This is a genomic window from Streptomyces sp. NPDC001787 (assembly GCF_040297465.1).
Lineage (GTDB): Bacteria > Actinomycetota > Actinomycetes > Streptomycetales > Streptomycetaceae > Streptomyces.
Genome location: NZ_JBEOZE010000030.1, coordinates 70,243 through 89,893 on the forward strand (window position 1 = coordinate 70,243; position 19,651 = coordinate 89,893).

Genomic DNA, 19,651 nt, shown 5'->3' on the forward strand with positions numbered 1-19,651 from the left:
CCCGATGTCGTGACATCACTGGACGGCGGTCGTCTAGGGGTGTCCGCGGCGGCTTGTGCCGCGGAAACTCGGAAAACTCAGGTACCCCGGGTACATCGACGATGCGGAGAGAACACCGAGGCTGCGACGCCCGTCACTCCGCACAGGTGCCCAGCGTCACCTCCGCGAGGAAGTCCACCAACTCCTCGGGAGGCGAGTACGGCGGCATGAAGGCGGCCGCGCGAACATCGCGGAAGGCACGGGCGAGAGGATGGTGCGCCGTGTAGCTGGCCCCGCCCGTCACCCGCATGGCGTGGTCGACCACGGTGGTGGCGGCGCGCTCCACCACCGTGCTGACGGTCTGGCACTCCTTCATCATGGCCCGGCTCATATCGTCGGTGATCACCTGCGGCTTGTTCGTCAGCAGATAGGAGTCGAAGTCCTGGAGGGCGGTGGCGAGGGTGCCGCGCGCCGCAGTGAGGGCCGTCTCCATCTCGGCCACCGAGGTCTTGATGGCGGCGGAGGCCGTGCGACGGCGGCCCGACGGCCGGCTCAGCGCCGCGAGGGCTTCGTCGCGGGCGGCTTCCGCCAGACCCAGATAGACCCCGTTGAGGCCCATCCCGCTGACCGCCCTGCCCTCCAGCATGCTTGCGTCCCGTTTCCCCCACACGCCACGGACCAGCAGCGAATCCTCCGGGATGACACAGTCGCTGAACTCGACGGTGCCGCTGCCCGAGCCGCGCAACCCCAGGCCCTGCCAGTCGTCCTCCACACGCACGCCTGGGGTGTCGGCGGGGATCATCGCGCTCGCCAGCTGGGGGAGCTGGCCGAGCTCGGCCTTGAGTCGGCAGTAGAAGTGGGTCGCGGCCGGCGAGATCGAGGCGAGAATCTTGCGCCCGTTGACTACCCAGCCGTTGTAGGAGGGCTTCGCGGTGGTGGCCAGGTTCCAGTAGTCGGCTCCCCGTTCGGCGACCGCCGAGCAGAGCAGCATGCGGCGCGCGCCAATGGCTTCCAGCCACTCCCGGCGTGGCAGATAGCCGGGCTCGCCATCCGCCTCGAACCGGACAACCCGCGCGAAGTACCAGGCCAGCGCGGTGTGCATGTAGTAGGCGACGGCGACCGAGGGGTCGGCCCGGGCGATGGAGGCGGTCAGGACCGTCAGATCGTGCAGCCGCTCCACACCGAAACCACCCAGGTCGGTGGGGGCCGCGGCGGCGAACACGCCCGCGTCGACGAGGGCCTGGACGCTCTGCCGCGCGAACCGGCCCTCCCGGTCGGAGACCTCGGCCTCCTTCACCAGAAATCCGTGCAGTTTCGTGACCGCCGCAACGGCCTGTTCGCCGCTGGTGGTCGCGGGTCGCAGTTCCGAGTTGAGCGACAAGAAATTCGCCATTTCACACCCCTGAGGTTTATCGGAGCACCGACGCATTCAAGTCATAGCCGAGAGAAAGTGAATCGAAAAAACAGTATCGATGGCGGCCGGTTGTTCACGACGGCATTGCATCGTCCAGGTGCTCGTGTATAACGTGAGATCCCCCCGAAGTGCGCAAATGCTGATCGGGTGCTCGGTCGACGAAATCGACAAGGATTTCGACTGTGTGGTCATTGATGCTGCAGTTTTTCGGTTGGTGGGGAGAGGGCCCTGCGGGCCCCGCGGTGCAGAACAGCGCCGGTGAGCGCCCGAACCGCTGTGAGATTGGTGAGGACGGATCGGCCGTCATCCGGTATGACGCGGACCGGGACATCCTGGTATTCGCCCCGGTCGGTGCCGGTGAATCGGGCACGGAAGGAGCCGCGATCGTCACCGCCCGGCGGGGGCACTGGTGTCTGACGAATCTGCACGCGAAAGACAGCTTGTTCGTCGAGAACATGGAGGGCGGCGGCGGAGAATTCGTGAAGGTTCCGCCCCGCCGCCGGGACACTCCCATTCCTTTCGAATTGGCGAGGCTGGTGCTCGCGGTACCGCGCGGTACGGGCCTGGTGAGCGTATTCGGACCGGAGCCTCCTTATCTCGCCGCAGTCGCGGACCATAAGACATTGTCTGATCGTGCGACGAATTGGCCGCGGCTGGATGAGCAGGCCCTCTATTTCCGGGTTCTGGTGGCGCTGTGCGAACCACAGCTACGGGGCGGGCCTCCGGGGGCCGTACCGACGGTCGGCGAGGTCATCGCGCGGCTGAGCGCTGGTCACCGGCACGCCGCGATGACCCGCGCCGCCGTCAACCACCACATCGCCTACCTCGCCAACGAGAAGCTGCGGGTCACCGAATGGGCGGGGCTGGCCGAGGGCAGGCGCTCGTACTGGAAGCGGGAGGCCATCGTGGCGCTGGTCCTGCGCGCCGGGCTGGTGTGCGAGCGTCATCTGCGGTTGCTGTCGCCGCCGCGGCGGGTCACAGCCGGGCAACGGCCTGCTCCATCGTCCGTACCAGTTCGGCAACCTCGGCGGCGTCGATGACCAGCGGCGGGATGGCCATCACCGCGCGCCCCTGCTGTCGCACCAGCACACCCAGCCGTCTGGCCTCGGCGACCAGAGCGGCAGCGGACTCCGGCCTTCGGCACTCGATGGTGGCGACCAGACCCAGCCCCCGGACGTCGGCCACCTCCGGATGCTCGGCCAACGGCTCCAGCCCCGTGAGGAGCTCGGCCCCCAGCCGCGCGACCGTTTCGACCAGTCCGCTCTCCTCGATGACGTCGAGGACGGCCAGGGCGACCGCGCAGGCCACCGCGTGGCCGCCCGTGGTGTGCCCGTACCGCAGTCCGCCGAGCAGCGGGTCGGCGGCGAAGGAGCGGTAGACCTCGTCGGTGGTGGTGAGCGCCGCGAACGGCACATACCCGCCGCTGATGCCCTTGCTCATGGTGACGAGGTCGGGGGTGACATCGTCGTGCTGGAAGCCGAACATGCGGCCCGTGCGGCCGAATCCGCAGAACACCTCGTCGACGATCAGCAGGGCACCGGTGCGGTCGCACAGCTCGCTCAGCGACCGCAGGAACCCGCCGGGCAGTACCACACCGCCGCCCACGTTGAGCAGGGGCTCGATGAACACGGCGGCCGGCGGCGAGCCGTCGAGCATCGCCCTCTCGAACTCGGCGGCCAGCAGCGGCAGCGCCTCGGGCGTGCGCAATGCGGCCGGCTCCAGCGGCAGTTCCACCCTGGTCACGGGGAACGGCGCCGTGCCGTGGATCGCGTTGGTCGGCAGGCCGGACAGATGCTGGGCGACCAGCGTGGCGCCGTGGTAGCCGGCCGCGAAGGTGACTAGCCGGTCCCGGGGCGCGCCCCGGTTGGTCCAGTAGTCGTGCGCGATCCGGACCGCAGCCTCGGTCGCCTCCGACCCGCTGTTGACGAAGAACGTCCGCTCCAGCCCCGCGGGCAGCAGGCCGGCGATCCGCTCCGCGGCCAGCCCCGCAGGCAGATGGCTCCCCGCGGTCAGATCGAAGTGCGGCAGCAGTTCCAGCTGCCGTCGGGCGGCCTCCAGCAGGGCGGGATGCCCATAGCCGCAACTGGAGTTCATGGCGGACGCCACCGCGTCCAGATACTCGGCGCCCGTCACATCACGGACCCGGCAGCCCTTTCCCGCGACCATGACCGGCCGGTCGTCGGCGGGGTGACGCACCGAGGACCACGGGTGCCACAGATAGCGGCGGTCGCGTTCCCGGGCCCGGTCCGGATCCGTTCCGGCGGCGTACCGGTCGTTTCCCACGTTGGTTAGGGACATGCCGTCGATCATCCAGGTGCAAGAGGCTCGGCACACCCGTACACCTGTCAGGGTCACAGATCCGCCCGTCCCGGTGATCATTGCTCCGGTCGGCCGAGGAAGGTCCGCGGCACCCGCGACCGGCACCCCGGACCGAGAGGACCGCGCCCGTGACCCTGCGTCTGCTCGACCCGACGTCGCCGCCGCCGTACCGCCCCGACCGGGTATTGGTCGCCGGAGCCAGCGGCGCCGGCAAGACGACGGTCGCCCATAAGCTCGCCGCCCGCCTCGGCCTGGACCACATCGACCTGGACGGGCTCTACTACCAGCCCGGCTGGCAGCCGCGCCTTGAATTCGCCGACGACGTAGCGCGGCTCACCCACTCCGCCCGCTGGATCACCGAATGGCACTACCCGGAGGTGGCCGGACTTCTGGCGCGGCGGGCACAGTTGCTGGTGTGGCTGGACTACCCCGTCCCCGTCACCATGACCGGCCTGCTGCTGCGCACCCTGCTGCGGTCGCTGCACCGGGAAGTGCTCTGGAGCGGCAACCAGGAGCCGCCGCTGCGCTCGGTCCTCACCGACCCCGAGAACATCCTGCGGTACGGCTGGACCACCCGGCACCTCACTCGCGACAGCCTGCGGGAACTCGCACGCCGGAGACCGCCGGTGGACCTGGACGTGCTGCGCTTCACCCGGCCCGCCGCGCTGTCGGACTGGCTGCTCGGTCCGGCCCTCGGCGCGATCAGCGCCGAGGGCGCCCGGCCCGCACTCGGAAGGAGCACGGATGCCGCAGGGCTTCGATGACATCGTGGTGGGCGCGGGATCGGCGGGCGCGGTCCTCGCCGCCCGGTTGTCGGCCGACCCCGCACGGCGGGTGCTGCTGGTCGAGGCCGGTCCCGACCATGCGGACCCGGCCGCTCTCCCGGCCGATCTGCGCGACGGCTGCACCCCTTCAATGGTGGACCACGACTGGGCGCTCGAAGGCGTCCGCGAGGACGGCGCGCGGCTACCGCTGCCGCGCGGCCGGGTCGTCGGCGGCTCCTCGGCGGTCAACAGCTGCGTCGCGCTGCGCCCCTCCCCCGGCGACTTCGCCGACTGGGACGAGGCGGTCGGCGGCGGCTGGTCCTGGCCCCGTGTGCTGCCTTTCTTTCGTCTGTTGGAAACCGACACGGACTTCACGGGCCCCGTCCACGGCTCGGACGGCCCGCTTCGGCTGCGGCGCTGTGCCGGAGACATGCTCACCCCGCTGTCGGCTGCGCTGGTGGAGACGGCGACCGCCGCAGGACACCCGTACACGCCCGACCACAATGCGCCGGACGCGACCGGGGTCGGGCCGCTGCCGCTCAGTCTCACCGAGGACGGCACCCGTATCTCGGCGGCTTCCGCCTACCTGGCCCCGGCGCGTACGCGGACCAATCTGACGCTGCTGCCCGAAACCCTGGCCGACCGCGTGCTGTTCTCGGGCGGCACCGCGACCGGTGTCGTCCTGCGCTCAGGCGGCCGGACCCGGACGGTGTACGCCGACCGCGTCACCCTGTGCGCCGGCGCCTACGGCACACCGGCGCTGCTGCACCGCTCCGGCATCGGCCCCCGCCGCGTCCTGGACGCGCTCGGGGTGCGGCCGGTGGCCGAACTCCCCGGGGTCGGCGCCGGACTCGCCGACCACTCTCAGGTACCCATCGGCGTGCTGCCCGTCGCCGGCCTGTGCGATCCGGCCGATCCCTGCGCCCAGGTGGTGCTGCGCTGCACCGCTCCCGGCTCAGCCGTCGCCGACGACCTCCAGATCTACGCGCTGAACCATGTTCGGCTGGACGTGTACGCGCCCCGTCTGGCCGCTCGGGTGCCGGACGGCCGGGCGTTCATGATGACCGCCAACCTGATGGCCCCGCAGGGCCGCGGCACCGTCACCGCGGTTTCGCCCGACCCCGCCATCGCCCCGCGCATCGCCATCGACTACACGGCGCACGACGAGGACGCGCGGCGGCTGCGGGCCGGTGTCGCCCTGTGCTGGGAGCTGCTGCGCCAGGCCCCGTTCACCGCGCTCACCAAGGAGATCATCGACCTGGACGAGAAGTCCGTCGGGTCACCCGCGCGGCTGGACGCGTACGTACGGGAGGCAGCCCGCACCGCCCACCACCCCATGGGCACCGCCCGGATGGGCCGGGTGGACGATCCGGGGGCCGTGGTGGACACCCGGCTGCGGGTGCACGGCACCCGGGGGCTGCGGGTGGCCGACGCCTCCGTCGTCCCCGTTCCCGTACGGGCCAACACCAACCTCCTGGCCCTCGCCATCGGCGAACGGGCCGCCACATGGTAGGCCCGCCGCAGACACGCGGCGCCCCGGCGGGGGCCGCACCCCACGGCGGACGCGACAGACAGGCCGCACGCGCGGCGGATCGGAGACTCGGATGACGATTGGCAACCCGGTGTTCAAACACCGCCCTGGGGACTTCCGGGTACGGGAGAACCTGGTGGTGCCCCTCACCCGCGCACGCTCCGCGGCCCACCGCTACCTGCTGCTGCACAAGTACGGCTACACCACCATGGAGGCGGTGCGATGGGCGGCCGACCGGCTCGGGCTGCCCGCCCGCGACATCGGCTACGCCGGGCTCAAGGACGAGGACGGCGAGACCGAGCAGCTGCTGTCCGTACCGTTCACCGCCGGCGCCGCCGAGGACGGACGGCCGGAGGAGGAGCTGGCCCACAGCGCGGAGCCGGGGCGCTGGCTGCGGCTGTGTCACTACGGCTACGGACACGAACCGCTGACGGTCGGCCGGCTGAACGGCAACGGCTTCCGGGTGGTGCTCCGCGACCTGGACGAGGCGACCGCGACCCGGCTGGAGGGCCGAGGACGCCTCAGCCTGCTGTTCGTCAACTACTACGACACCCAGCGCTTCGGCGTCCCCGGCGGCCCCAAGCGCACCCATCTGGTCGGCGAGGCGCTGCTGAATGAGGACTGGGGGCTCGCCCGGCGGGAACTGGCCGATCTCGGCGCCCCGGAGAGCGTGACCGCCCAGCGGTGGACCGGCCCCGACCGGGAGCTGTTCCGACACGGACTGGATGCCAGGACCACCGCCTTCTACCTGGCCGCGCACTCCTCCGCGGTCTGGAACGCCCGGGTGCGGGACCTGGTCGCCACCAACTGCCCCGAGAACAGCGTCGAGACGAGCGTCGACGGACTGCCCTACCGGTTCCCCGTGTCCGGGGCCGGCGCGGCCACGCTGCTGACCGCCCGCCACGAACTGCCCTACACCCGCTACGCGTGGCGGGACCGCCCCGTCGAGCGGGCCACCGTACGCCCCACCGTCGTCCAGACGCTGGTGACCGTGGAGCGGGCCGGTCCCGACGACGCGTTCCCCGGCCGCCACGCCGTCGAGGTCGGCTTTCTGCTGCCGTCCGGCTGCTACGCCACCGCCGCGATGAGACAACTGGTCCTCCAGCGCTGAACACCCCGCTGCCCGTGCGCAGTCCCCACGGAACGCGCCGCCGCAAGGCCGCCAGGCCGGAGAGGAGACCGATGGCGCTGCTGCTGCTCAACCGCAGGCCCATCCTGGACCGGGTGCCGGCCTGGCTGCCGGGCGCGTCGCTGATCGTCGTCACCGACCGCTCCGCCGCAGGGTCCCTGCCCACCGGCGATTTCGTCCGCACCGAGATCGTGGACGACTACACCTCGCCCCGGGTGGACCGTCTCATCGACGCCGTCTGCGCCACCGGCCGGATCGAGCGGGTACTGACCACCGCCGAGAGCGATGTGGTGCGGGCGGCCCAGGCGCGGGAGCGGCACGGACTGCCCGGGCAGCGGACGGCGAGCGCGCTGGCCTTCCGCGACAAGCTCCGGATGCGGCGGCTGGCGGCCCAGCACGGAATCGCGGTCCCCGCCGCAGCCGTGGCGCGCAACGCCGGGGACATCGCGGACTTCGTCCGTGCGCACGGGCTGCCGGTGGTGGTCAAACCCGCCGACGGCGCGGGTTCCGTCGGCGTGCGGGTCCTGCACGACAACCGGGCGGTGCGCTCCTGCGTCCTGCCCCCCGGCCGCACGCATCTGGTCGAACGCTTCATGCCCGGCACGGTCTGCCACGTCGACGGGCTCATGTCCGAGGGCGCCGTGCTCCACGCCGTCCCCTCCCGCTACCTGCACCCCAATCTGGCTACGGCGACCGACGGTGTCCCCAGCATCAGCGGCATGCTCCCGCCCCGCGATCCGCTGGCGCACCGGCTGGAGGAGGCGACCGCAGCCGTCGTCGCCGCCTTCCCCCCGGTCGCCGCGACCACCGCCTTCCACGCCGAGTTCTTCCACACTCCCGAGGACACGCTGGTGCTGTGCGAGATCGCCTGCCGGCCGGGCGGCTGCGGCATCGTCGAGGCCCACGAGCTCGCCACCGGGGTCAATCTGTACGCCGCCCAGCTGCGCGGCCAGGCCGGATTGCCGGTATCCGACCGCAAGCCGGGCCGGCCACGCCACGGCTGGGCCTGGTTCCCGCCCCTTCCGGCCGTCCTGGAGCACTTGCCCGAGTCCTGCCCGCTGCCGTACGCGCACCGGTTCGCCGCCTACGGCGAGACCGGAGTCCGCCACGACGGGCCCCGCTCCAGCACCGACAGCATCGCCGAGCTGGTGTTCCGGCTCGACGAGGGCGAGGACGTGGCGGGGCGGCTGCGCGAGGTTGAGCGCTGGTGGTCGCGGGAGGCGCGATGGGCGGCGTGACGATCACCGGCGGCCGGCCGGCGGTCTCGGCCGGCCGCAACCGGGGTTTCATGGCCGCCATGGTGGTGGACGCCGTGGGCAGCGGGGTGTGGATCACCTTCTCCCTGTTGTACTTCGTCTACGGGCGCGGTATGGAGCTGACCGCCGCCGGCTCCGCGCTCAGCGCCGGCTCCCTGACCGCGCTGGCCGTCGGCGGCCTGGCCGTGGGCACGATCACCGACCGGCTCGGCCCCTACCTGACAGCGGTCCTCAGCTGCGCCTGCCGCGCGGTCGCCTTCCCCTGCTATCTGCTGGCCGACAGCATGACGGCGGTCGCCGTCATCGCGTTCACGGTCAGCTTCGGCGACCGGCTCTACTGGGCGGCGCACGGCGGACTGGTGGACAGCGTCACCTCCTCTGAGCAGGCACAGCGCGCTCTGTTCGCCCTGCTCAACAGCTTGCGCAACGTGGGCCTGGGGGTCGGCGCGCTGGCCGTGGCCCTGGCTTCGTCGCTGCAGGGCGCCGACACCGCGCTGTGGAACGCGATCCCTCCGGTGAACGCGGCGAGCTTCGCCGTCGCCGGTGTGCTGTTCGGGTGGGTGGGCCGAACCCACGCGCCCGCCCGGGACCGGGGGACGGGGCGGGGCGGGCGCCGGAATTGCTTCGGGCATGCCTCGTACCGCGGTGTACTGGCCAACCGGGGCTTCCTCGTCTTCACCGGCGCGACCCTCACCCTTACCCTCTCCAGCGTCGCCTTCGACTCGATCCTCCCCGTCTACCTGCGGTCCCTCGACGCGCCTTTGTGGGCGCCGCCCGCCGCGTACGTGCTCTCCTGCGTCGCGATCCCGGTCTTCCAGCCGCTCGCGCTGCGGCTGGGCCGACGGCACGCACCGCTGCGGCTGATGTCCGTGGCGGCGGTGCTGGTGGCGGCGGCGTTCGGCGGGCTGGCCGCGCTGAGCCTGCTGGACGGCAGGGGCGTCGTCATCGGGGTCGGCGTTCCTGTCCTGGTGTTCAGCCTGGGGGAGGCGGTCTTCGGCGCCGTCGCGATGACCATCGTGCTGGCGTACACCACCTCCGGCGAGGCGGGCCGCTACAGCGCCTTCTACCAACTCGCGTGGGGCCTCTCCGGCGCCCTGGGCCCCGGTGTGCACACCTTGCTGTTCTCCGCGTCCGGCAGCGCCCCCTGGCTGGTGCTGGGCTGCGCGCTGCTTGTGGGCGCCGCCGTCTATCTCGGGCTCGACAGGGCGGCGACCGCGCAGGACGAAGCCCCCCACTACCGGAAAGCGAAGGCATGATGCCCCTCACCCGACCGGCCGCCGCGCCCCTTCCCGCCGGGGTGACGGACCCCGAGGACATCCGGGGCGCCGTCGACCACGCCCTGCGCCGTTTCTGGGACGGACGCGAGACAGTGCTGCTCCTGGACGACTTCGACCACCGGGCCACCGCGCTCGTGGCGGAACTACGCACCTGCGGGGCACACGTGGCGGCCGTGGTCACCCGTGCCGGTCCCGGTCCTGGAGCACCCGAGGTGGAGGAGGGCTGGCACTGCACCGACGCGGGCATGGAGCTGACGCGGCCGCAGTTCGAGTCGTGGCTGCGCCGGCCCGGCGCGGATGTGCGGCGCTGGCTGGACTCGCTGGATCCGCACCGGCGCTGGCTCGCGCTGGGCACCACCCGCACCGGGGTCGCCCGGTTCTGCGGGCGGCCGGTGCACGGGTGGCGACGCCCGAGCTGGGCCGACGTCGAGGACAAGACCACCATCGACCGGCTCTGGGCGCGTATCGGAGTGGCCTCGCCGCCGTACACCGTGCTGTCCGTGGCCGACGCGCTGCGCGACCCCGGGGCGGCCGGCCGTCTCGGGGGTCCCGCTGGGGTGGTGGTGGCCGCCGACTCCTCACAGGGACACGTCGGTGACGCGCTGGGCGTGCGCTGGGTGCCCCGAACACGGCGGTTCGAGGACGCCGTACGGGAGCTGGGCGCGGCCTCCCGCCGGGTGCGGGTGGCGCGCTTCGCCGACGGGGTTCCGTGCAGTGTGCTGGCCATGGCCCTGCCCGGCTCGCTCGCCGTGTTCTCGCCGATCGAGATCGTCACCCTCGGTGATCCGGTGGCCGGCCGGCTGCTGTTCAGCGGCTCGTCGACCCACTGGCGGCCCGGCGGAGCCGCCGAGCGAGGGATCCGCGAGGCCGCCCGCCGCGCCGGTGCGGAACTGGTCCGCACTGCCGGCTACCGGGGTCTTTTCAGCGTCGACGGGCTGCTCACCGAGGAGGGGTTCACCGCCACCGAGCTCAACTCCCGGCACGCCTCGGGGCTCGGTCTGCGCGCGGGCGTGCCCGACTTTCCCCTCTACCTCTTCAACCGGGCGGTACAGGAGGGCGTGCCGGGGCTGGAAGGCATCCGGGGCGTCGCGCTGGAGCGGTTCGTCCGCGATGCGGTGGCCGCGGTGCCGTCGTATGCGCTGTCGGTTCCTGTGGCCGGCCCCGGCCACCGGGACGGTCCGGCGCGGCTCACCGACGGGTCGTCGCGCGTCGACTACCACGTCGCGGACGGCGCCGCCGTGCCGACCGCGATCGCCCCGCCGATGGCGGACCACCGGGCGGGCCCGGCCTGCGCGCTGCTGGCGGCCCGGCTCGGCGATCCGGCCCTGCGGTCCTTCCCTCTCGGTTCCACGCCCTGAGGCCCTCCTCCAGAACTCGCCACGTCACCCCAGAGAAAGGGCGGACAACCCGTGAACCGACCGTCGACCCTGGTCAACTCCTGGAACGAGTGGGACCCACTGCGCGAGATCATCGTGGGCAGCGCCGACGGCGCCTGCTTCGAACCGGCCGAGCCCGGCTACCGGCCCGCATTGCGCGGCCGTTCCGACGCGTTCCCCACCGGCGCCAAGCCTGCGGAGATGATCGACCGTGCCAATGCGCAGCTGGACGGCCTGGCGGCTCTGCTGCGGTCGCGCGGAGTCACCGTCCGGCGGCCCGGACCGTTCGACTCGATGACGCCGCTGCGCACTCCCACGTTCGAGGTGGCCAACCAGTACTGCGTGGTGTGCCCCAGGGATGTGATGATCACCCTCGGCAACGAGATCGTCGAGGCGCCCATGTCCCGCCGGGCCCGCTACTTCGAGTATCTGGCCTATCGCGAGCTGGTCTACGAGTACTGGAACGACGACCCCGGCATGGTGTGGACGGTGGCCCCCAAGCCGTCGATGGCCGACGGCATGTACCGCCAGGAGTTCTGGGACTGGCCGCTGGAGAAGCGCCATCGCGAGATGCACTCCTCGGAGTTCTGCGTCACCCAGGACGAGGTCCTCTTCGACGCCGCCGACATCAGCCGGTTCGGCCGTGACCTGGTCGTGCAGGAATCGATGACGACCAATCGGACGGGGATCCGCTGGCTCAAGCGCCATCTGGAGCCGCGCGGCTTCCGCGTCCACCCCGTGCACTTCCCGCTGGACTTCTTCCCCTCACACATCGACTGCACCTTCGTGCCTCTCCGCCCCGGTCTCGTGCTGACCAACCCCGAGCGCCCGCTGCGGGAGGGCGAGGAGCAGCTGTTCCTGCGCAACGGCTGGGAACTCGTCGAGGCCCCGCAGCCGACTACGGGCAACGACGAGATGCCGCTGTACTGCCAGTCGTCGAAGTGGCTGTCGATGAACGTGCTCAGCATCTCGCCGACGCAGGTGATCTGCGAGGAGCGTGAGGCGCCACTGCACGACCTGCTCGCCAAGCTCGGCTTCGAGGTACTGACCGTCCCGTTCCGCGACGTCTTCGAGTACGGCGGCTCCCTGCACTGCGCCACCTGGGACGTCAACAGGGCAGGCGCCGCGGAGGACTACTTCGCCGACGGCTACCGTCCGCTCACGGCCCGACGGCGTGCCTGCGGCTGACCCGGCCGGCACTCGCGGAAGCCGTCCGCGCGCCGCGTGGTTCAGCCGCGCTCCCGCGCGCACCAGTCGTCGAACGCCGCCACGTCACCGACCCCGTAGTCCAGCACCGCCCGGTATACCTCGTAGCTGGGCACCCGCCGCTCCGCGGGCCGCTCGGACAAGGCCTGCTTGATCGCGAGGATGTCGGCGCGGTGAGCGGCGGTCAGCCGTGGCGGCAGATCACGGACATGGGCCAGATCGGGCTGCCGGTCCGGCTCGTCGACGAACCAGATGTCCAGCGTCCACTCCTGTCCGTCCTCGGTGCGGTATGCCACGTTCAGATAGAGGCCGTCTGGATACGCCGGGTCGGTGTTCCACTCCCCGGTGTCGTCCCGGAAGGTCACCTGCCGCACCCGTTCGTGCAGTCCGAGCGTGGCGCCCGCGGCGGTCACCGCCCGCTTCACGGAGCCGTTCAGCCGCGGACACACCACTGTCAGATCCAGGTCCGCCACCACCATCAGTCCCAGCGCGGCGCTTCCCACCCGTACGACCCGCCCGTGCGGCGACAGCAGCCCGGCCAGCCCCAGGTCGTCCTCGACGGCATCGGCCTCCCGCTGCAACCGGTCCTGCCGCTCCCGCAGCCGCTCTCCGTCCGCTGCCTTCTCTCGCGTCACCACGCCCGGCCTTTCGCCTTGCTTCCGCCGGGACCTCCGACGGACCGCATGCTGCCAGTTCCGCCCGGTGCACAGCCTGCTTTCGGCCATCGACAGCTCCGGGGCTCTCCAGTCGGCACCGGCCTGGGCATCAGCTGCCCTCCCCCGGCTCGCCCGTATCAACTCTTCCGACGACCTTGAGGCGGATGAACGCGCGAAGGTGGCGAGCGTCATCGAGTCGCCCGCGACCGCGTCGGACCGGAACGCGTCAGGCGTGGCCGAGGAGTTCCACGCGCAGGGACAACGCCCACACGCGCTCCTCCTCGATGTCCGGGATGGAGTTCCGCCGCAGGAACGCCGCCCACGGATCCGCGCCGAGCGGGCCCGGGGCGCGCGTCACCGGGTCCGGCCTGAGCGGGTGCCGCCTCGACGCAGAGGGGTTCCTGGCGGTCGCGGACGGCGCCGTGGAGGCTGTCGGCTGATCCGGGCGGTGGATCAGTTCGTTGTGTTGGCACTCGTGTTGAAGCAGGAGTCGACCCGTTCGAGCGACAGCAGGTCGACGGGAATCGCGAGGATGGGGCCTCTGAGTTGCGCCTCTGCACGCTGGCGTTGGTGAAGTCGTCGGCGGTCGCGGTGGCGGCGGTGCCTCCCGCGACATCAACGGATGACGGGAATACCGATCGTGAAATCCCGGGAGTAGCGTTCAGCGTCCTCCGGAACGCAAGTGAAAGGGATCTTGCGTTCGGTGACGTGCACGCCGTCCGCGTGTTCTCTGTTCACGTGCGGAAGGGGACGCTTGGAGAAGCAGATTACGTCTCCGTCGAGGAGCGCGACGATCCGGAAAGTCACCACGGCGGGCGGAGGAACGGCTGCTGTGACGTGTGATGCCGCGTAGGCGGGTGCGGTCAGGGTCAGCGCCGCGACGCCGACCGCCGTCCAGGCCAGATGGGAAAGCACTGATGGTCTCCTACGGGTCGGTGCGCTTTGCCGGTCCGCTCGCGGCGGCGGCAGCCGTCGCGGAGAGATGGCCTGATCCGTGGCGGCCGGGCCCGGGGCCGGGGTCCGGTGCATGGAACCCCCTCCCGCCGGCCCGCCCCTGGCCTGTCCTCACAAAGGTTCTGCCCACAGACGTGCAGGGAGAATGAACCCTCCATCCGAACGGGTGAAGAGTGCGACTGCGCATCTCCGCCGGACCCACCGGACCCGCCGGTACCGGATCACGGGGCCATACGGCTCGTTGCACGCCGAACGTCCCGCGGGCCCTGATCCGTGATGGACGGCGCTTCCATAACTAACTCCCCGTCACAGTCGCGGCTTGACAACCTCATGAGGAGGTGGGGGTGCATGGGTGGGCATGCGGGCGGTGGGCACGGGGGTGCTGCGGGTGGCGAGGAAGGTGATGAGGGCACTCGCTTCGGGGATGTGCCCGTGATCGGCGGTCATCTGTTCCAGGCGTTGGGGCCGTGAGAGGTCTGTGCGTGTGGTCCATGTCCGGACCGTGCCGACGAGGTGGCGCAGGGTCTGTGGGGGGAAGCCGCGGCGGCGGAGGCCCACGAGGTTGATCCCGCGGATCCGCAGGGTGTCGTTTCCCTGCGCGATCGTGTAGGGCGGGATGTCTCGGTCGACCTTGGCCATGGACGCGATGAAGGCGTGGGTACCGATGTGCCGGTGCTGGGTGACGTTCACCATGGCGCTGATGTTGACGAAGTCGTCCACACGGCAGTGACCGGCGATCGCGGTGCCGCTGGTCACCACGACACCGTTGCCGACGACGCAGTCGTGGGCGATGTGTGCGCATGTCATGACCAGGCAGTCGTCCCCGACCCGGGTACCGCCCGATGCGGTGCTTCCCCGATGAATGGTCGCCGATTCCCGGATCTGGTTGCGGTCACCGATCACCAATGGCGCCTGGACCGTGCCCGCCGGGGCCCGGGTCTGCGGAGGTCCGCCCAGACCCGCGAACGGGAACACCACGTTGTCCTCACCGAGAACAGTGCGCTCCTCGACCCACACATGGCTGATCAGACGGGTTCCCCGGCCGATCCGCACACCGGCGGCGACATTGCACATCGGCCCCACCACAGCCCCGGGATGAATCAGGGCATCGGGATGCACCACTGCGCTGGGATGAATCATGGCAAGAAAGCATAGACCCCGCTATTGACACCCATCGCCATATCGAACAAGGAAACGGGGAGGGGCGGGCCGTCGATGGACCGCGACCGAGGGCACACCAACATCACTCGATGCGATATGACCACGATCCCCGACCCCCGGCGCGCGGCACGTGCCGGATTCGATGCGGCACTCCCCACCCACCAGGCCAGCCGGAGGGGCCGCGTTGGCGGTTCGAAGGCAGCACCGAGGAGGCAAAGAGCACTCCGCTTCAGGCGGCGAACACGTACGAGCCGGCCACTGGAAGGCGCGCCGCCGGCCAGCTCTCACGAACAAGCGCCCCTCGTCTTCACCTACACAGCCAGTCGATCGCGGGTGGTGCGCGAAGGCGTCATAGGACCGGCTCGGCGCGCCGTACCCCCTCGGCGGAGATCCGGGGTTCGAGTCCTCGGGCGGACACGGCGCTACGACCCTCAGATGATGTGCCGGTCAGGTTGTCAGCAATCGAGGCACTCCCGCTCAATGACGTTTGAGGAACTCACTTAAAACCCGTCAACGGCCGCGGCCTCCATGTCAGCACCTTCGCCCGCTACACCGGTTCCACCAGGGTCCTGGCCGGGGTCGGGACCGGAGTCGTCTTCGTCGGCTCGGCACTGGGGCTATGGCCGACCAGCAGCAAGAAGTTGATCTGCGGCATCAGGAGCACGTACTGACGATGTGCTCAGGACGTCTGGAGAGGGGTGTCCGGCGTAAGCCGGGCACCCCCCTTTTCTCCGTGCGGTGCCGGAAGCGTCACCCCAGGGGTGTAGCAGGCACCACTCACGAGCGGGGAGCCAGCACTGTCGTCCCCGAAAGATCCTGCGCCTAGCGTTCTTTGCATGGATACGGGGCTTTGGTCCCCGCCGATTTGGAGGTACCCATGCCCTCGTTCACCGGAGCCTCACGACGCCACGCGGTGACTTTCGTGACGACGGCCTGTCTGCTCGCCCCGCTCACGGCGTGCACGACCCAGGCCGAACCGCAGCCGACCACCTCGGCTGCCCCGAGCCGCGAAGCGGCCAAGCCTGAAGCGGAGTTGGACGCGAGGCTGGACCGGGTCACGATCGTGGACCTTCAAGAGGACATGAACGGCAAGCGGTTGACCTCCGAGCAGCTGACCAAGGCCTACCTGGAGCGCATCCGCCGCCTGAACCCCCGCCTCCACGCGGTCGTCACGGTGAACCCCGATGCGATGGCGATCGCGCGCCGCAGCGACACCGTACGCCGCAGCAAGGGAGCACGCGGGCCGCTGGAGGGCATTCCGGTCCTCATCAAGGACAATGTCGACACCGCGGACCGGCAGCCCACGACGGCCGGCTCCACGGCGCTGCTGCACGCCAAGCCCGCCGAAGACGCCTTCCTGGTCAAGCGCCTGCGTGACGCGGGGGCCGTGATCCTGGGCAAGGCGAACATGTCGGAGTGGGCCAACTTCCGGTCCACGCGGCAGACGGCGGGCTGGAGCGCCACCGGGGGCCAGACCCGCAACCCGTACGTACTCGATCGCAGCCCCTGCGGATCGTCCAGCGGTTCCGCAGCCGCTGCGGCGGCCGGCCTGGCCGCGGTGACGATCGGTTCCGAGACCGACGGCTCGATCGTGTGCCCCGCGAGCGTCACGTCCACCGTCGGTGTCAAACCCACCCTGGGCATGGTGAGCCGCAGCGGCGTCATCCCCATCACCAGCCGCCACGACACCGCCGGACCGATCGCCCGCAACACCATCGACGCCGCCCTGACACTGTGGGCCATCCACGGTTCGGATCCCGCCGACGCGGCCACCGCTGGCGCCGACGGCGCCCTGACCGCCGACTACCGCACGGTGCTCGACCCGAACGCCCTGCGGGGAAAACGCATCGGAGTGTGGCGTAAGGGACACACCGGTGTGGACCCCGACGTGGACCGCGTCTTCGACGCCACCGTCCGGCGGCTGCGGGCCATGGGCGCGACCATCATCGAGGGCGCGGATGTGGCCAACTCCGACGCGATGATGCGGAAGGACATGCTCCCTGCCGTACTGACCGAGTTCAAGCACGACCTCAACGCCTACCTCGCCGCTACACCGGGCTCCCACCCCAAGAACCTCGCCGACCTCATCGCGTACAACAAGCGCAACGCCGCTACCGAGATGCCACGTTTTGGCCAGGAGCTCTTCGAGATGGCGGAACAGACGGACGGCGACGTGAACAACCCCGTCTACCGGCAGCACCGGAAGGCCGCGACCCGGCAGGCCCGCGAGGCCATCGACAGCGTCCTGGCCACGCACCAACTCGACGCGATCGTGACCCCCACCAACACTCCCACGCCGACCGTCGAGTCCCTCGACCCCGATGCCTTCGAGAGCTCCACCCGGAGCTCGGCAGTGGCCGGATACCCCCACATCACCGTGCCCGCAGGATACGCGCGCGGGGCGCTGCCGCTGGGTCTCTCCTTCCTGGGGACACGCTTCAGCGACGCGCGCCTGCTCGGCTACGCGTATGCCTTCGAGCAGGCCAACCCGGTCCGCAAGGCGCCCGCCTACCTCACCACCCTGCCCGGGGAGTCCTGACGGTCCGCACGCCGCCGTGAGGTACGGCCGCGCGGCCCGCCTCATGGCCGAGCCCGGGGCCGGACGGGGGCCACAGCCCCCTCTCAGCACCGCGTCGGCCAGGCTCTCGGCCGAATCGCCCACGGGAAGCACTTCCGCCGCCCGCCCACTGATCAGCGGTATCCCGGTACACGCGGCGATCAGTGCCCGGGCCCCTGCTCGCGCCGGGCTCCCGCAGCGTGCACGATCAGCCGCTCCGGCCGTACGAAGCACCCGCTCTGCCTGCCGGCCCGGATGATGCGTCCACGCAGGACACCCGGATCCGCACCGGGAGTTGAAGGACGTCCGCACCGAGACGGGCGCCCGCACCCTCGTGCAACCGGGTCAGCCTGGTTCCCCGGGTGGCCAGGGCACCCACGCGGGCAGGCCCCGTAACCGCGTCCGGGCCGTCTCCAGAGCAGCGTTGACCATGTCGTGAATCTCGAACGCCGGCCGCTGCGACGACCTCGTGCACGAAGGCGTGAGTGGTGTTGCAAGGCACGGCAATGCCTATGGCCCCTGCGTCGCGGAGCCGTCGCCCGCCTCGCATGAGCCCGGGTACAGGCGACGGGCCCTGCCCGAGGAGGGCGGCGGCGGTCCTGTCCGGCACAGCCGGGTCCGCCACATGAGGACGGGCAGATGTTCCTGGCCGGAACATGTGGGCGTCTGTTCCACGAGGCGGCGGCAGGAGCCGGCGGTGGCCAACGGGCCCATGCCAACGAGGATGCCCAGCCGCCCGGGACTCCGTTCTCCTGGACCATCAGCGTCCACGTCTTTCCGGCGTCCAAGATCCGATGCCGTGGGCGTGTAGGGAGTGCGCCGAGTCGCGGGCGTCGTCGGCGGTGACGGATGCGGTCACGCGCCCGGCACGCACTTCACCAAGGCCGTCGATGACCCGGTCCCGGTCGGCCTGTGGGCCAACGGGCTCCACGTCCAGACCGTCCGTACGGTCTTCGACAGCGGCCAGGGAGAAGTGGGCGCGGCCACCTGCCCGCTCTGCCGAACCGAGATCCGGCTGGTCGACGAGGTGTGGGAGCCCATCGAGTCCGCCTGGGACCCCTTCGAGGGGTGGTTCCGGGACTGGGCCGAGGAAGGAGGCGAAGGATTCGCGCACTGCCCGTCCTGCGCCCTGCCGTCCGGGATCGACCGGTGGACCCGGGGAGGACGACTACTACGCGTGCGGGCACCTCGGGTTCACGTTCTGGGGCTGGGCGGAACTCACGTCCGATTTCACCCGTGAGGTCGGCCTCCGGCTGGGCGGCCCCCGCACCGTGCTGCTCGCCGGAGAGCTGCAGAGCGCGGGCCGGCCGCCGGCCGGGCATTCCGTCAAGGACGAGATGCCCGGCGCGCGGACACGGGAACGGGTGGTCAGCTGGTCCAGATGACCGGGCTGTCGCGGTACGCGTCACCCTCCTCGAACGAGGCAGCCGCGATGGGATCGGTCTTCGTGGCGCTGAGCGAGCAGGTCTCGTACGACGCGCCCTTGGTGGTGAAGTCGCGGGGTGCCGATTCGCTGTCGCACTTGCCCGGGAGGTCGCCGATCAGAACTACGCCCGTGGGGCCGCCGCCCTCCAGCTTGCCGCGCAGTCTCAGTGACGCGTACGACAGGTCGGTGCCACCGACGTTCTCCACCTTCATCCGGATGTAGTAGGGCGTCATTCCCTTCGCCTTGGCGCCGAAGGCGGCCATGTCGGCCTCGGCCCCCTTCTCGATCGCCGTGACGGTCACGGCGATCGTGCCCTTCTTGTCGGTCCCGTACGTGAACGGCAGGACCGCTCGGTCACCGATCTTTACCTTCGCGCCCGGTGCGGCGACATCACCGGCCGGAGCGGCAGCGTCGTCGCCGGTGCTCGCGGACGGACTCTTGCTGCTCGGGTCGGACGGCGCCGGGGCGGAGGCCGAAGGCGATTCCTTTGTCGTTGCCGAGTCCTCGCCGTCGTTACAGGCCGTGAGCCCGAGCCCCAGGGTGGTGAGGGCAACTGCGAAGACGATGCGTCCCTTGTGTGTCATTTTGTCCTAACTGGGGGCGAGGGCTGCCCATGCGACAGCCGAACGTTCAACGGAGCGTCAGT

At 70.9% G+C, this 19,651-nt stretch carries 17 protein-coding genes; 10 read left to right on the plus strand and 7 right to left on the minus strand.

Features of this window, described 5'->3' with window-relative positions; all coding sequences use genetic code 11:
- Positions 1 to 133 precede the first annotated feature (133 nt).
- Positions 134 to 1,372, minus strand: coding sequence for an acyl-CoA dehydrogenase family protein (locus ABT170_RS31775; RefSeq protein WP_351873128.1), 1,239 nt, complete (start codon positions 1,370 to 1,372; stop codon positions 134 to 136).
- A gap of 215 nt (positions 1,373 to 1,587) precedes the next feature.
- Between ABT170_RS31775 and ABT170_RS31780 the strand changes: the two genes are divergently transcribed.
- Positions 1,588 to 2,433, plus strand: a complete 846-nt coding sequence (locus ABT170_RS31780) for a hypothetical protein (RefSeq protein WP_351873190.1) — start codon at positions 1,588 to 1,590, stop codon at positions 2,431 to 2,433.
- On the opposite strand, the gene ABT170_RS31785 is transcribed toward ABT170_RS31780, so the two are convergent.
- The gene (locus tag ABT170_RS31785) at positions 2,369 to 3,691 is read right to left on the minus strand and encodes an aminotransferase family protein (protein WP_351873131.1); all 1,323 of its coding nucleotides are present in this window, start codon (positions 3,689 to 3,691) and stop codon (positions 2,369 to 2,371) included. The genes ABT170_RS31780 and ABT170_RS31785 overlap by 65 nt on opposite strands.
- A gap of 149 nt (positions 3,692 to 3,840) precedes the next feature.
- Between ABT170_RS31785 and ABT170_RS31790 the strand changes: the two genes are divergently transcribed.
- The 7 genes from ABT170_RS31790 (at position 3,841) to ABT170_RS31820 (ending at position 12,233) form a co-directional block, all read left to right on the plus strand.
- Positions 3,841 to 4,476: a zeta toxin family protein gene (locus ABT170_RS31790; protein WP_351873134.1), complete on the plus strand. Its 636-nt coding sequence runs from the start codon at positions 3,841 to 3,843 to the stop codon at positions 4,474 to 4,476.
- Positions 4,457 to 5,989, plus strand: a complete 1,533-nt coding sequence (locus ABT170_RS31795) for a GMC family oxidoreductase (RefSeq protein ID WP_351873137.1) — start codon at positions 4,457 to 4,459, stop codon at positions 5,987 to 5,989. Before ABT170_RS31790 ends, ABT170_RS31795 begins: the two co-directional genes overlap by 20 nt.
- Positions 5,990 to 6,080: 91 nt before the next feature.
- Positions 6,081 to 7,118, plus strand: coding sequence for a tRNA pseudouridine(13) synthase TruD (gene truD, locus ABT170_RS31800; protein ID WP_351873140.1), 1,038 nt, complete (start codon positions 6,081 to 6,083; stop codon positions 7,116 to 7,118).
- A 71-nt stretch (positions 7,119 to 7,189) separates the two neighbouring features.
- Positions 7,190 to 8,374, plus strand: coding sequence for an ATP-grasp domain-containing protein (locus tag ABT170_RS31805; protein WP_351873143.1), 1,185 nt, complete (start codon positions 7,190 to 7,192; stop codon positions 8,372 to 8,374).
- On the plus strand, positions 8,362 to 9,648 hold the full coding sequence (locus ABT170_RS31810) for an MFS transporter (RefSeq protein ID WP_351873146.1): 1,287 nt from the start codon (positions 8,362 to 8,364) through the stop codon (positions 9,646 to 9,648). Before ABT170_RS31805 ends, ABT170_RS31810 begins: the two co-directional genes overlap by 13 nt.
- Entirely contained in the window at positions 9,645 to 11,027 is a 1,383-nt protein-coding gene (locus ABT170_RS31815; protein ID WP_351873149.1) for a hypothetical protein, read from the plus strand. The genes ABT170_RS31810 and ABT170_RS31815 overlap by 4 nt, the downstream gene beginning before the upstream one ends.
- Before the next feature lie 51 nt (positions 11,028 to 11,078).
- Complete coding sequence (locus ABT170_RS31820) at positions 11,079 to 12,233, plus strand: glycine amidinotransferase (RefSeq protein ID WP_329941154.1); 1,155 nt, start codon at positions 11,079 to 11,081, stop codon at positions 12,231 to 12,233.
- Between the two features lie 41 nt (positions 12,234 to 12,274).
- Here the strand turns inward: ABT170_RS31820 and ABT170_RS31825 are convergent, their stop codons facing one another.
- The 4 genes from ABT170_RS31825 to lpxA form a co-directional block, all read right to left on the minus strand.
- Positions 12,275 to 12,889 (minus strand): hypothetical protein, encoded by a 615-nt coding sequence (locus tag ABT170_RS31825; protein WP_329941155.1) that lies wholly within the window; start codon positions 12,887 to 12,889, stop codon positions 12,275 to 12,277.
- A 244-nt stretch (positions 12,890 to 13,133) separates the two neighbouring features.
- On the minus strand, positions 13,134 to 13,265 hold the full coding sequence (locus ABT170_RS31830; RefSeq protein ID WP_329941156.1) for a hypothetical protein: 132 nt from the start codon (positions 13,263 to 13,265) through the stop codon (positions 13,134 to 13,136).
- Positions 13,266 to 13,522: 257 nt separating this feature from the next.
- Complete coding sequence (locus tag ABT170_RS31835) at positions 13,523 to 13,822, minus strand: hypothetical protein (RefSeq protein WP_329941157.1); 300 nt, start codon at positions 13,820 to 13,822, stop codon at positions 13,523 to 13,525.
- A 345-nt stretch (positions 13,823 to 14,167) separates the two neighbouring features.
- A complete protein-coding gene (lpxA, locus tag ABT170_RS31840) occupies positions 14,168 to 15,001 on the minus strand; it encodes an acyl-ACP--UDP-N-acetylglucosamine O-acyltransferase (protein WP_351873155.1) in 834 nt (277 codons plus the stop codon).
- An 898-nt stretch (positions 15,002 to 15,899) separates the two neighbouring features.
- Here lpxA and ABT170_RS31845 point away from each other — a divergent pair.
- Both ABT170_RS31845 and ABT170_RS31850 read left to right on the plus strand, forming a co-directional pair.
- The gene (locus tag ABT170_RS31845; RefSeq protein WP_351873158.1) at positions 15,900 to 17,561 is read left to right on the plus strand and encodes an amidase; all 1,662 of its coding nucleotides are present in this window, start codon (positions 15,900 to 15,902) and stop codon (positions 17,559 to 17,561) included.
- An 832-nt stretch (positions 17,562 to 18,393) separates the two neighbouring features.
- Positions 18,394 to 18,819 (plus strand): hypothetical protein, encoded by a 426-nt coding sequence (locus ABT170_RS31850; protein WP_351873161.1) that lies wholly within the window; start codon positions 18,394 to 18,396, stop codon positions 18,817 to 18,819.
- Positions 18,820 to 18,947: 128 nt separating this feature from the next.
- On the opposite strand, the gene ABT170_RS31855 is transcribed toward ABT170_RS31850, so the two are convergent.
- Entirely contained in the window at positions 18,948 to 19,589 is a 642-nt protein-coding gene (locus ABT170_RS31855) for a hypothetical protein (RefSeq protein ID WP_351873164.1), read from the minus strand.
- Positions 19,590 to 19,651 lie beyond the last annotated feature (62 nt).